General features: G+C 31.4%; 14 protein-coding genes. 1 reads left to right on the top strand and 13 read right to left on the bottom strand.

The genetic code is table 11. From position 1 onward, the window contains the following. Window positions 1–335: 335 nt before the first annotated feature. From NST10_RS03685 to hflX, 8 genes are all read right to left on the bottom strand, one after another. Window positions 336–446 (bottom strand): hypothetical protein, encoded by a 111-nt coding sequence (locus NST10_RS03685; protein WP_031788482.1) that lies wholly within the window; start codon window positions 444–446, stop codon window positions 336–338. Between the two features lie 701 nt (window positions 447–1,147). Continuing rightward, window positions 1,148–1,354 (bottom strand): hypothetical protein, encoded by a 207-nt coding sequence (locus tag NST10_RS03690; protein ID WP_001002343.1) that lies wholly within the window; start codon window positions 1,352–1,354, stop codon window positions 1,148–1,150. A 296-nt stretch (window positions 1,355–1,650) separates the two neighbouring features. Beyond that, window positions 1,651–1,863 carry a helix-turn-helix domain-containing protein gene (locus tag NST10_RS03695; protein ID WP_001071312.1) on the bottom strand — a complete coding sequence of 71 codons (213 nt, stop codon included), beginning with the start codon at window positions 1,861–1,863 and terminating at the stop codon, window positions 1,651–1,653. A 701-nt stretch (window positions 1,864–2,564) separates the two neighbouring features. Next, window positions 2,565–2,762: a hypothetical protein gene (locus tag NST10_RS03700; RefSeq protein WP_001659797.1), complete on the bottom strand. Its 198-nt coding sequence runs from the start codon at window positions 2,760–2,762 to the stop codon at window positions 2,565–2,567. A gap of 493 nt (window positions 2,763–3,255) precedes the next feature. Next, the gene (gene glnA / locus NST10_RS03705) at window positions 3,256–4,596 is read right to left on the bottom strand and encodes a type I glutamate--ammonia ligase (RefSeq protein WP_103147245.1); all 1,341 of its coding nucleotides are present in this window, start codon (window positions 4,594–4,596) and stop codon (window positions 3,256–3,258) included. Between the two features lie 18 nt (window positions 4,597–4,614). Continuing rightward, window positions 4,615–4,983 (bottom strand): MerR family transcriptional regulator, encoded by a 369-nt coding sequence (locus NST10_RS03710; RefSeq protein WP_000624945.1) that lies wholly within the window; start codon window positions 4,981–4,983, stop codon window positions 4,615–4,617. A 243-nt stretch (window positions 4,984–5,226) separates the two neighbouring features. Continuing rightward, window positions 5,227–6,465: an aminotransferase class I/II-fold pyridoxal phosphate-dependent enzyme gene (locus tag NST10_RS03715; protein ID WP_000652040.1), complete on the bottom strand. Its 1,239-nt coding sequence runs from the start codon at window positions 6,463–6,465 to the stop codon at window positions 5,227–5,229. An 18-nt stretch (window positions 6,466–6,483) separates the two neighbouring features. Continuing rightward, window positions 6,484–7,722 (bottom strand): GTPase HflX, encoded by a 1,239-nt coding sequence (gene hflX / locus NST10_RS03720; RefSeq protein ID WP_000068622.1) that lies wholly within the window; start codon window positions 7,720–7,722, stop codon window positions 6,484–6,486. Window positions 7,723–7,833: 111 nt separating this feature from the next. Here hflX and NST10_RS03725 point away from each other — a divergent pair, with 111 nt between their 5' ends. Next, window positions 7,834–8,310 carry a glutathione peroxidase gene (locus NST10_RS03725; protein ID WP_000448078.1) on the top strand — a complete coding sequence of 159 codons (477 nt, stop codon included), beginning with the start codon at window positions 7,834–7,836 and terminating at the stop codon, window positions 8,308–8,310. Between the two features lie 221 nt (window positions 8,311–8,531). Here the strand turns inward: NST10_RS03725 and hfq are convergent, their stop codons facing one another. The 5 genes from hfq to glpK all read right to left on the bottom strand — a co-directional run bounded on the left by hfq (window position 8,532) and on the right by glpK (window position 14,124). Further along, entirely contained in the window at window positions 8,532–8,765 is a 234-nt protein-coding gene (hfq, locus tag NST10_RS03730) for an RNA chaperone Hfq (protein ID WP_000561357.1), read from the bottom strand. A gap of 14 nt (window positions 8,766–8,779) precedes the next feature. Further along, window positions 8,780–9,715: a tRNA (adenosine(37)-N6)-dimethylallyltransferase MiaA gene (miaA, locus tag NST10_RS03735; protein ID WP_001574397.1), complete on the bottom strand. Its 936-nt coding sequence runs from the start codon at window positions 9,713–9,715 to the stop codon at window positions 8,780–8,782. 17 nt (window positions 9,716–9,732) lie between these two features. After that, on the bottom strand, window positions 9,733–10,647 hold the full coding sequence (locus NST10_RS03740; protein ID WP_339211299.1) for an alpha/beta hydrolase: 915 nt from the start codon (window positions 10,645–10,647) through the stop codon (window positions 9,733–9,735). A gap of 149 nt (window positions 10,648–10,796) precedes the next feature. After that, entirely contained in the window at window positions 10,797–12,470 is a 1,674-nt protein-coding gene (locus NST10_RS03745) for a glycerol-3-phosphate dehydrogenase/oxidase (RefSeq protein ID WP_001218603.1), read from the bottom strand. A 157-nt stretch (window positions 12,471–12,627) separates the two neighbouring features. After that, window positions 12,628–14,124 carry a glycerol kinase GlpK gene (glpK, locus tag NST10_RS03750; protein WP_000417379.1) on the bottom strand — a complete coding sequence of 499 codons (1,497 nt, stop codon included), beginning with the start codon at window positions 14,122–14,124 and terminating at the stop codon, window positions 12,628–12,630. Window positions 14,125–14,223: the final 99 nt, after the last annotated feature.

The raw sequence follows: 14,223 nt of genomic DNA on the forward strand, positions 1-14,223 counted from the left end.
TCAACGTATTTTTTATTTATAAATGATTTTATTATTTTTCTATTCATTAATGGCTATCATCACTTCATAATAGTTAAATTTCATATTTTCAATTTTTGTTTCTACATATTAACGACTTTTCATCATCAATTACTTTATCAAAGACAAACGATTTGTCTTGTATACCTTACGTCTTTTACTAAACTTCAATGTTTAACCTTTTATGTATTTTTATTAGATTAGTGTCTTTCAATATTCAAACTACTAACTCCAGTAGTCTATTAAATTTGAGATATAGAGATATCTTTAGACTTTAATTTTTCCGGAGTCATATAGACTTCTCAAATACTATACATTTATTTCATAATTTTGAACCCTAATATTACTAAAATAATTATAAACGTCCCTATTAAAAATTCTATTTTCTCTTTTTTATTTGTTTTTCGCACTTTAATAGTTATCTTCATTTTACTAATGGTGAGAAAGTAATATTTTATTCAAAGAATATGACTTCGTATTAAATCAAATCTCACATTCTTATTAGTTTGCAAATTCAATAGTCCTATCAGAATTAAAATCAAAACATTCAAACTATTTTATCGTTTTTACTTCCTCGACCATTTTCACCTCCTTATAATCTATATAAATTATGTTTACCACACGATTCTTTACACTTGATGAATTAATTTTGTTAAGAAACATTTAGGCATGTAACTTTGTAATAAAAACATTTTCAAATAAATGTACCAAAAACTTTCATGAAATAAAGTATACTTTTCAAATCTATTAATTTTAAAAATCATAAAATCAAATGCTATATTAGAATATAATTATCACAAATCATCATATATGCCAATTACACAATCTAATATAAAAAATTATCAATGAAAAATTATGCGCATAAACATTATTACAAAATATGTATAGTATAGAATACTGCATTAAAGTTAACTTATTTACTGTGTTCAGCCTTCTATATCATCACTTAAAGATCATTTAAATTTTTATGGAAATGATAATATAATAATGCATACTTTTGATTGTTTAAACATGTACAATTTTAAAAACCTAGAGATAATTTTATTGAGGTGAACAAAGTGTGGACACACAATCATGAAATTAATAGAAATTTAATCTCTTGTCCATCTAATCAAACAAGGTATATTTATTAGCACTCTGAATTATTTTCTGACGACTTTTGATACTCATATAACTTGATTATTGTTTTAAATTTGGCATCCTTTATTTTAGTATTACCTACCTTTAAATCAGTAACTGTTTGACGTGGTACACCTGAGTTTTTTGAAATACTATATGGTGTATTGTTAGTTAATAACTTTTCTATTTCACTTATAATAGTTTCAATCTCATTCATTTTTAATCACGCTCTCTTTCTATTTATAATTATAATTATCCTAATGCAGTAACTACGTTTAGCAATACATTGTTTCTTTGTAGTTGCCAAACTAGTTAATTCATAAACTAATGCCTAATAGTATTGGCGTTTTTTATTATATATTGATAAAATTTCTTGTCTCAATCTATTCTATATTATATTATTTGATAATTTTTTTATTTATATTCACATTAAGCTATCCATATTTAATATACTTTAAAATTAGATGATTTAAAAGGCTCACTCCATGATATTTCAAAAGATATGGCCTTATTTTAATCTTCAATCATTATTTCTAATTGTTTTTGGTAATTATAGAGTTTTTCCGCTGTTTCTAAAGTTAAATTATTCACTTTTCTTTTCCCGCTTCTTAATTCACTTATACCACCATAAGAAACACCAGTGTCTTGATTAATTCTATAATTAGATATTGATTTATCATTTAGTAATTTTTCTATTGTATTATAAATTTCTTTAAACTGGTTCATAATTTTTGTAAAAATGAAAGAATAGTTTATTTTTTTCTAGTTAAATTAATAATAAATAATATTAAAGTTGCAATGTTAAGATAGAGAGTTAATTTTTTCCTTAATTCTCTTGTCATAAATACCACCTCCCTATTTAATGTGGTAAAGGTCTTTTGTTCTTTACCTTTTTAAAAGAACGATTTGATAAAATTAAGCACTTGAATTATTATGCTCGTCACAGCTATTCGAAATTTAATTTTGCTATTCGTTCTTTTTCTTTAACCATTCTTATCATTTTTTCTCCTTTCCTCTTTATAGTTATTTAACATTCCACAAATTGTTGTAAGTGATATGTTTGAATTCCCATATCCAATGACAAGATTTATAATTTGCAATTCTAAATTATAATAACCTATATTTTTCAAAATCACTTTGTTTTATGATTAACATCCATCTAAGAGCACCTAAAGGTTTTTATGTAATGTAATAAACATTTCCATTTATACATATACATCTTGTAAAAAAGAAAGAACTCCATATATACTCAAAAGGTATACTGAAGTTCTATATATTATATAAAATTATTATACTATTTTGAAAAACATAAGTAAATCACTAAACATGATTTCTTTCACTTTTAGAAAACTTTTAATACTATAAAAACACCCACTCAGTCACTAGTTTGGGCAGTTATTGTATGCCTATTGAACTCAATGCTTATATTATAATACCTTTTTCGCATATTCATATAAGATCTTTGCATTCTTTAAGCTTAAATTTTCTATTCTTCTTTCTCCACGGCGCATAGCATTAATATTACCGTAACTTATCCCAGTATCTTTATTAATTTGATAACTCGTTATCTCTTTGTTTTCTATCAATTTTTTGATTGTATTGTATATTTCATCATAGCAATTCATAAATTAGATGAGGCAAAAATTTTTAATTTTTTAGAATATCAATAGTAGTATAACTAAAATGAAAATACCGATCGATAAACAAAAAGATATTTTTTGTTTTGTTTCTCTTTTCATATAGTATTACCCCCTTAATAATGAGTAGTAAGGCCCCTCTTTTCGGGGTCTTACCTTAGAACGTTCTGCGAATGAATTCGATGAGAAGTAATATGAATGTGGCTATTTTCAAGTAATACTCAACGTTTTCGCGACGTTCTTTTATCACCTCATCTCATCACCTCCAAATATATTAAAATTCATGTGAACTAAAATATAAAATGGTCTTCCCCAGCTTTAAAAAAATAAATACATAAAACATTTACTTGACCAAAACTTGACCAAATCCATTTTTTTACAAAAGTGGTCAAGTGAAATTCCACCTTTCCAAATCAAAAAAGAGCTAAAGCAAAACGCTCTAGCCCTTGATATTACTGATTTCCCATCATTGTTTAGCGTATTAATATTGCTTCATGTACTGATCTCTTTCCCATTCAGATACTTGAGTTCTATAGTAATCCCATTCAATTGATTTTGAATTAATAAATTGATTATAGATATGATTTCCTAAAGCTTTTTTAATAACTTCATTTTCACGCATTGCTTTTAATGCAGTATAAAGTGTTGAAGGTAAGTCTTGAATGCCTACTGCTTCACGTTCTTCACGGTTCATTTCGTAAATATTTTGGTTAACTGGTTCTGGAACTTTTAATTTATTTTTAATGCCGTCTAAACCAGCTTCTAAAATTGCAGCTAACGCCATATATGGGTTCGCAGCTGGGTCAACTGAACGTACTTCAATACGAGTTGATAATCCTCTTGAAGATGGTACACGGATTAATGGTGAACGGTTTTTACCACTCCATGCAATATAACATGGCGCTTCATAACCAGGTACTAAACGTTTATATGAGTTTACTAACGGGTTACATACAGCAGTATATCCTCGTGCATTTTTAAGTACACCTGCTGTAAATTGATATGCTGTTTCCGTTAAGCCCATTTCAGTATTTGGATCGAAGAATGCATTTTCTTTACCTTTGAATAATGAAACGTTAAAGTGCATACCGCTACCATTCACACCAAATAATGGTTTAGGCATAAATGTTGCGTGTAAATTATGTTTACGTGCGATTGTTTTAACAACCAATTTAAATGTTTGGATATTATCACATGCTGTAACAGCATCTGCATATTTAAAGTCAATTTCATGTTGACCAGGGGCAACTTCATGGTGACTAGCTTCAATATCGAAGCCCATATCCTCTAATTCTAAAACAATATCACGACGACAGTTTTCACCTAAATCTGTAGGTGCTAAATCGAAATATCCACCATCATCATTAAGTTCTAAAGTTGGTTCCCCTTTTTCATCCAACTTAAACAAGAAGAATTCTGGTTCAGGCCCTAGGTTAAAGTCTGTGAAGCCTAAATCTTCCATTTCTTTTAATACACGTTTTAAGTTTGCACGAGGATCCCCTTCAAATGGTGTTCCATCTGTTTTATATACATCACAAATTAAACGTGCAACTTTACCTTGTCCAGCAGTCCATGGGAAGATTACCCAAGTATCTAAATCTGGATGTAAGTACATATCTGATTCTTCGATACGTACGAAACCTTCGATAGAAGAACCGTCAAACATCATTTCGTTATCAAGTACTTTTTCTAATTGGCTTACAGGCACTTCAACATTTTTAATTGTTCCTAAAATATCAGTGAATTGTAATCTTAAATATCTTACATTTTCCTCTTCTGCAAATTTACGAATGTCGTCTTTAGTGAAAGTACGTTTTGGCATTTTAAAATCCTCCAAATTTTATTTAATAAATCGGGATAAATCACCACGATTTATTGGCAAAGTTTCTCCAATAGGCTTTTGCGTGGCATCTACAATCATCTTTTTTCTTATCTCTTGTTCATCTGTTGTTAAATGCTCTTGTGAGTCATAAATGATTTGTTTAATCCCTTTGATATTAAATCCTTTTTCTAATAATGATTTAATTTCTAGTAATCTTTCCAAATCATTGAGTGAGAACAGACGTTTTTGACCTTCTGTTCTTTCAGGTTTGATGAGTTCATGTGTTTCATAGTAACGTATTTGCCTTGGCGTTAAATCCGTTAACTTACTTACTACACTCATAGAGAAGACAGCCATATTTCGTCTGATTGCATCATTCGATATCATTGTTCCTCTCCTCTACTTTTGAACTTGTTAATAACTTATCATAATTTTTTTAGGATTTCAAAAATATGTCAGGTTTTCTAACATAAAGCTCAAAACATTGATATAACTGCGATTTCGACCTCTAAAACGCCATAAAACGACCTACAGCTAAAATATTTTTTCAATTTTTAAAAATAATCTGATAAATATTCGCAAAAAAATTTCACCCAAAACATATTATCATTTAGGGTGAAATTTAATCTATTATATAAGTCCTTGTTCTTTCAACTGCATAACAGCTCTTGTCACAGCAATTTTAACGTGTTCATATGTTAATCCTCCTTGAACATATGCTTCATAAGGAGGACGAATAGGTCCATCTGCAGATAATTCAATCGATGAACCTTGAATAAACGTACCAGCTGCCATAATAACATCATCTTCGTAACCAGGCATATAACTAGGTTCTGGACTAAAATGTGCATTAATTGGGGATGCGTGTTGAATACTTTGACAAAATGAAATCATTTGTTCTTTCGTTTTAAATTTAACTGTTTGAATTAAATCAGTTCGTTTTTCGTAGTACTTCGGCGTTGTGTTCATATTCATTTTTTCTAAAAATAAACTAGTAAACAATGCACCTTTAAGACTCTGACTGACAACGTGTGGTGCTAAAAAGAAACCTTGATACATTTCAAGCAATGCATTTAATGATGCACCCGCTTCTTTACCAATACCAGGTGCTGTCAATCTATAACCACATCGTTCAATTAAATCTTTTCTACCAGCAATGTATCCACCAATCTTAGCTAAACCACCGCCAGGGTTTTTAATTAATGATCCTGCTATTAAATCGGCACCACATTCTATAGGTTCACGTCTTTCAACAAATTCCCCATAACAGTTATCCACAAATATTAAAATATTAGGATGCACTTCTTTCAACCTAGTAATCACCTGTTCAATTTCATTTAGAGGAATTGAAGGTCTTTGATCATAGCCTTTCGAACGTTGAATCGCTATTACTTTGGTGCGCTCAGAAATCCCATCTAACACACTTTCAATATCGATCTTACCTTCTTTAAGTGCAATATCTTTATATGATACGCCGTGCTCCATTAAACTTTCAATACCATTTCCGTTTACACCAATGACTTCAAGTAAAGTGTCATATGGACTTCCCGTTATATAAATTAATTCATCACCATGTTTTAATAAACTTTGTAATGCAATAGTAATCGCATGCGTACCTGAAATAATTTGTGGGCGAACAATTGCATCTTCTGCTTTAAATGCCTGCGCATATATTTCTTCTAAATGATCACGTCCAAAATCATCATACCCGTATCCTGTTGATCCTTGTAGATCACTTTCGGTTGCTTTGACATGATGAAATGCATTTAATACTTTTTCTTGGTTAATATATGCAGTTTCTTCAATTTCTTTAAAATATGGTGCTAACGTTGATTCGACGTCAGCTACTATCTTACTTATATCTTTCATTTGAATTTCGTCCTTTTATTATTTTTTAAATCCTTTTATACGATAAACATTTTCAATTTCATCATATTTAAGTTCAGTCACTAATGTATGTTGTTTTAGAAAATATAATCGATCTGCATTATTCGTCGCAATTGCCTCATCATAATAAGTTAATTGCCTTTTGATTTCATCAATAAATAAAGTCTTAACAAGTAATTTATCACCATCATTTTTAGATGAAACAAAAACATTAGGCAAATCACTTGCTGGACGATTTGATGCATGATCACATAAGTCCTTTTTATTAAAAATAACTATTTGAGAAATATGACTCATATCTAATTGTTTGATTAAATCATTAACTGTGTCATACTGCGTACGGTATTCAGGATGGCTACTATCTACGACATGTACTAATAAATCTGCACCTTTAGCCTCTTCTAAAGTTGATTTAAAAGCTGCAATTAACGTCGTAGGTAGTTTCTGTATAAAACCAACAGTATCTGAAATAATTAAATTAAATCCATCATTTATTTGAATTTGTCGTGTTTTAGGATCTAACGTTGCAAATAATTGATCTTTTTCATACGTCTCTTCATTTGCTAAAACATTAAACCATGATGATTTACCAGCATTTGTATAACCAACTAAAGCTACTTGAAACACCTGATTTTGATTTCTTTTATTTCGATATCTTTCGCGATGTTCTTCTACCGTTCGCAATTGAAGTTTTATTTCATTCATACGAGTTCGAATATGTCTACGATCCATCTCTAACTTCGTTTCACCAGGGCCTCTAGTTCCAATACCGCCACCTAAACGAGAAAGACTTTTACCATGGCCTTGCAATCTAGGTAATAAATAATCAAGTTGTGCTAGCTCTACTTGCAATTTACCTTCTTTACTTCTTGCTCTTAATGCAAATATTTCAAGAATCAACTGAGTTCTATCAATAATTTTTACACCTAAAGCTTCATTTAGTGATTTGGATTGTGCAGTCGTTAATTCATCATTTGTGATGACTACATCAATATCTTTGAACTCAATAAATGCTTGAATTTCTTCAATTTTACCTTTACCAACATAATATTTGCGATCTACACGATCTCTGTTTTGAGTAATTTGACCCAACACTTCAAGTTGGCAAGTCTCTGATAAAGATGATAATTCCTCCATTGTAGACTCAAAATTAAATTGCTTATCATCTTGAGCATGTACACCGACTAATACAGCTTTTTCTAGTTTATTTTTAGTATCATGAATTTGTTGCTGAGCCATGTTATACATCTCCTTAATAAAATCCTACTCAAAGTATTCTATCATAGAGTTTTAGTAAAGACTATTACACGATTTTATGGTACATTTTAAGTAAATCGAAAGGATGATTCAATGGAGACAATTTATGATTTTGTAGTAGAAACAAATAAAGGTGTTACTTACAAATTAGATGCATATAAAGGTGACGTTATGCTAATTGTCAATACAGCTAGCGAATGTGGCTTTACTTCACAATTCGAAGGTTTGCAATCATTATACGAGAAATACAAAGATCAAGGGTTTGTAATTCTAGGTTTCCCTTGTAATCAATTTGGTGGCCAAGAACCTGGTTCAGGCGAGGAAGCAGCTCAAAACTGTAAATTAAACTATGGTGTTACCTTCCCTATGCATCAAAAAATAGACGTAAAAGGGGAACATCAATTACCTTTATTTAGATATTTGACTGCGGCACAACATGGATTCTTTAATGAGAAAATCAAATGGAATTTCACTAAGTTTTTAGTGGATCGTGAAGGTAACGTTGTTAAACGATTTGCACCTCAAAAAAAACCTGTTCAAATCGAAAGAGAAATAGAAAAGTTATTATAAAATATACTAGCTCATAGCAAATAAAACGCTTCATATAAAGTCGTATCATATATTGACTCGACCTTTATATGAAGCGTTTTTATTACAAACATTCCTCTATTGTATCTTGTCATTTGAGCATCATTTAATTGATGTCACATATGACTTTATTTCTATATCTATTTATCATACTTCAAACGTTATGTACACGAGTCATTAAATCGTGCCCATATGATTACAACTTATTCTTCACTTTCAGTAGATTCTTGAGCTTCAGTTTCTACTGTATAAGTGCTGATCGCATGTTTGTAAATCAAGTGTTGTTTGCCTTGAGAATTTAAGCTTACGACATACTTGTCGTATTCTTCAATAACACCTTTCATTTGGAAACCGTTTAGAAAGAATACAGTTACTTCAGTTTGGTTTGCTTTAAAATTCTCTAGTGCTTTGTCTTGGATGTTTTCGTTTGCAATCATCTGTCGGACTCCTTTTACTTAATCTGGGTTGTAATCTCATCTAACATCATTTGAAGTGACATATTTTCTTTATCTAACCAATGAACACTCATTTTATTCTTGAACCATGTCATTTGTCGTTTTGCATATTGGCGTGAATGTTGCTTTAAATCATTGACAGCATCTTCATAAATCATTTGTCCGTTAATCACAGGTATTAATTCTTTATATCCAATAGCTTGCATACTTTGGCAAGATTCATAGCCTTGTTCAACAAGTTGTTGCACTTCTCTAAATAATCCGTGATCCAACATAATATCAACACGTTTATTTATTCTTGAATATAATGTTTTACGCGACATTTCAATCCCTATTAATAATGTATCATAATTTTCAGTAAATTGTTGCACTTTCTTACGATTACTTAAAAGTTTTTTTGTTTTAAAATAGTATTCGATAGCGCGCAATACTCTCTGTCGATTGTTTGGATGAATATTTTTGGCAGAAGCCTCGTCAAATTGAGCTAAATATTCGTGTAGTTGCTGATTATCTAAATGTTCTAATGCAGATAACTTTTGTTTAACTACCGATAATTGTGCAGGTGTAACTGTTTCATCTTCTAATTCATAATTATATATTAATGATTGAATATATAAGCCTGTTCCACCTGCTATGATTGGAACTTTACCTCTATTCGTTATATCAGTAATTAAATCTTCTGCTAATCGCTTGAATTCATATGCTGAAAATGTATCATCAGGATTCAAGATACCAATTAAATGATGTGGAATACCATCCATTTCTTCAGGTGTTACTTTTGCAGTTCCAATATTCATATGTTTGTAGACTTGCATAGAGTCACCGCTTATGATTTCACCATTGATACGCTTCGCGAGTTCGATGCTAAGCTCTGTTTTACCTGAAGCAGTTGGCCCCACAATTACTACAATAAAAGGCTTATTTTTATTCATATTTAATTCCACTTTCTTTATTTTTTATAAAATTGATTCAACCATTTAAACAAGTCTTCCCAAATTTTGTCATGATCTTTTTCAAATAACACTTCATGACGTTTATGATGATAAAGATTAACTTTAACATTTTTAATGCCGGCTTTTCTATATATATTCGCCAATTTTAAAATCCCTTTACCATAATCACCTAAAGGATCGTCATATCCTGAAACTAATAATATAGGCATGGCATGATTTAACTTTTTTATATTTTTTAATTGTGATGTATGTAGCATATAATATGCTGTTTGATATAATAATTGATTTGACACATTAAATCCACTATATGGATCTTTAATAAAGTTGTCTACTTCAGTTGGATTACTAGAAATCCAATCACTTTGTGTACGTAATGGACGTATTTTTTTATTAAAACTATTTGATACTAACTGGTTAACCCATTCAACCCGTTTCTCGGCACCATAAATTTTTGTAATCAGTTGTAACACCTTAACGGTTGGTAATCCTTTCCATAATGGATACATACCAGTACCACTTAAAATTAGACCATCAACATATTGCGGATATGTTTCTACAAACAATCTAGCTATAACGGATCCCATTGAATGTCCGATTATAATGTATGGTTTATCAACATTGCCTCTCACTGTTTGCGCTACTTCAAAGGCATCACCGATAACTCGTTTCATACCATCGTAATGCCCTCTTGTTGATTCATCAATATTAATACCATGTCCTCGATGATTATGACGTATCACATCGAAGCCATGCTTAGAAAGTGCATGTGCTAATTTATCGTAACGTTCCATATGTTCAGCCATACCATGAAATATATGAATAATTCCTTTTGAATCTACATCTGTAAAATTCACTTTAACTTCAATATTCGTATTATCTTGTACAGTTAATTTAAATTGTTTTTCAGTCATCATCTCACACCTTTAATAACAACGTTTTTATATTCGCTTTTATTATTATCATACATTTAGTGATGCATAGTTTCAATTGACTAATGTATCTCATATAAAAAAACTGATGCCCTTAAAACAGGACACCAGTTTATGATTGTACAAATTAATTATTCTTTAACTGCTGGTTGATTATTTCCATGTTGCGCTTCTTTAATTGCTTGCTCAACTTCTTCAGTATAAGCCTCAATTTGAGCTGGAGAATAGTCTAACATATCAGCCATAATATCGATGATACTATCTTTATAATCTAATACATCTTTAATATTGAAGTACATTTTACCAGAACGACGAACTAAGAAATCGTTAGGTTTGTATACCATTTCTTGTTGAATACTATAAACAAGTTCTACATAAATTTCTAATGGTAACTTGCTGTCATGGTATTGAGATGTTTGCGCAATGTTGAACAATTCATCAACATTTGAACCATATTTAGATGCTAAACGTCTCGCAACATCTTCATCAATGCCGAATCCTTTAGCTACATCTACTTTTTGCTCTACAAACGCATCAAAGTTCTTGCTACCACCTACATCGCCACCAGAAATTGCCAGACCTTTTGTATTACATGGACTAAATGTTAAACCATAGTCTTTTTTCAAGCGTTTAGATACTAAATCAACAATGTCTTGAGCCATGTGACGATAGCCTGTTAATTTACCACCTGCAATAGTTAATAAACCTGATTTACCTTCCCAAATTTCATCCTTACGAGAGATTTCAGAAGGGTCTTTGCCCTCTTCGTAAATTAATGGTCTAATTCCTGCCCATGTTGATTCAATATCTTCATCTGTAACATTAACACTAGGGAACATGTAATTAATCGCATCGATTAAATAATCTCTGTCTTCTTGTGTAGTTAATGGTGAAGATTTGATATTGTCATAGAATGTATCTGTAGTACCTACATACGCTTTTCCTTCACGCGGGATTGCAAAAATCATTCTTCCATCTTTTTCAGTATCAAAGTATACTGCTTGACCTAATGGGAATTTTGATTGATCAATAACAACATGTACACCTTTAGTTAAACGTAATTTTTTATTATTGCGTGCATAATCACCACTTCTAACATCATCAACCCATGGACCTGCTGCATTAACCACTTTTTTAGCCTTAATTGTATAATTTTCATTAGTTAATTTATCTATAACATTAACACCATTTACTTGTTGATTTTTATCATAAGTGAAGTGTTCTGACTTAGTATAGTTGATAATTTCTGCGCCTTTTTCGGCAGCACGCTTCATAACTTCAATAGTTAAACGCGCATCGTCAGTACGATATTCAACATAGTAACCGCCGCCTTTTAGACCTTCTTTTTTAACTAATGGTTCTTTAGCTAAAGTTTCTTTTTTAGATAACATTTTTTTACGTTCAGACTTCTTAACACCTGCTAAACGATCATACATTCCTAAACCAATTGATGTTGAGAATTTACCAAATGTTCCACCTTTATGCATTGGTAAAAGCATCCACTCTGGAGTCGTAACATGAGGCCCATTTTCATAAACAATCGCACGTTCTTTACCAGTTTCGGCAACTACTCCTATTTGGAATTGTTTTAAGTAACGTAAACCACCATGGACTAATTTTGTAGATCTTGAGCTTGTTCCTTGTGCAAAGTCTTGCATTTCAACTAATGCAACTTTCATTCCTCTTTCACTCGCGTCTAGTGCAATACCTGCACCTGTAATACCGCCACCAATAATTACTAAATCATATTCATCATTTCTTAAATTCTTTTTAATATGTTCTCTCTTAAAAGTAGACAATGCCATTCCAAAACGCCTCCTAAAAAATGTAAAAACGAGAGACTTGTCCCACATAAACAATCCTTCAATTGTACATGTTCGAACAAATCTCTCGTTTCTCGATTCAAATATTAACTTAAATTGATTGTATCACAATGTTTATACAAAAGTCTAATCTACAAGTTTATTCTGTTTTAAAAACTTGTGTTGCTTCAACAGCTTTTTTCCAACCTCTATATAATTTTTCTCTTTCGCCTTCATCCATTTTCGGATCGAATTTTTCTTCTAATTTCCAGTTTTTAGCGATATCATCTTTACTCTCCCAGAATCCAACTGCTAAACCTGCTAAATATGCAGCACCTAAAGCTGTAGTTTCTTGAATTTCAGGTCTTTCAACAGAAGTATTAACAATGTCTGCTTGGAACTGCATAATAAAGTTATTCTTAACTGCACCACCATCGACACGTAAACTTTGGACATCGATACCAGAGTCTTTTGACATTGCTTCCATAACGTCACGAGTTTGGTAACATAATGATTCTAATGTTGCACGGATAAAGTGCTCTTTTTCAGTTCCACGTGTTAAACCGAAAATCGCACCACGTGCTTCAGAATCCCAATATGGTGTTCCTAAACCTACAAAAGCTGGAACAACATAAACACCCTCAGTAGAGTCAACTCGTGTCGCATAACTTTCTGATTGTGGTGCTGAATTAATCATTCTTAATCCATCACGTAACCATTGGATTGCTGAACCCGAAACAAAGATGGAACCTTCAAGCGCATAATTTACTTTTCCATCAATACCATAAGCAATTGTTGTTAATAAACCACTTTCAGATTTAACCGCTTTGTCACCTGTATTCATTAACATGAAGCCACCAGTTCCATATGTGTTTTTCACGTCACCACGTTCGAAGCAAGCTTGTCCAAATAATGCTGCTTGTTGATCACCAGCTACACCAGCAATTGGTACTTCTTGACCATAGAAGTGGTAATCAATTGTCTTACCATATACTTCACTTGAAGGTTTAACTTCTGGCAACATATTTTTAGGTACTGTAAGTAGTTCTAATAACTCATCGTCCCATTCTAAATCATGGATATTAAACATTAATGTACGACTCGCATTTGAATAATCAGTAATATGCGCGGCTTTTCCTGATAATTTCCATACTAACCAAGTATCAATCGTTCCAAATAATAGATCGCCATTTTCTGCTTTTTCTCGTGCACCTTCAACATTGTCTAGAATCCATTTAACTTTTGTACCTGCAAAATACGGATCTAAAAGTAATCCTGTCTTATCTCTAAATGTTTGTTCATATCCTTGTTGTTTTAATTCTGAACAAATTGATTGTGTTTGACGTGATTGCCAAACAATTGCGTGATAAATTGGGCGGCCAGTATGTTTGTCCCAAACAACCGTTGTTTCACGTTGGTTTGTAATACCGATACCTGCAATTTGATCAGCTCTAACATCATTTTCATTAATTACTTCCGTCATTACAGCTAACACAGATGTCCAAATTTCATTTGCATCATGTTCAACCCAACCTGATTGTGGAAAATATTGCTTAAACTCACGTTGTGCTACCCCTGCAATTTCCCCTTTTTGATTGAATAAAATCGCTCTTGAGCTTGTTGTTCCTTGGTCTATAGATAAAATATATTTTTCCATTAGTAGTATCTCCTTTATTAAAAAAATAATCGCTAACCCATTGTACAAAATCCGTTAAATTTTGGCGAAAAAATAGCATAATCCATGAATCAAACATGT

This window comes from Staphylococcus sp. FSL W8-0305 (assembly GCF_037966415.1).
GTDB classification, from domain to species: Bacteria; Bacillota; Bacilli; order Staphylococcales; family Staphylococcaceae; genus Staphylococcus; species Staphylococcus aureus.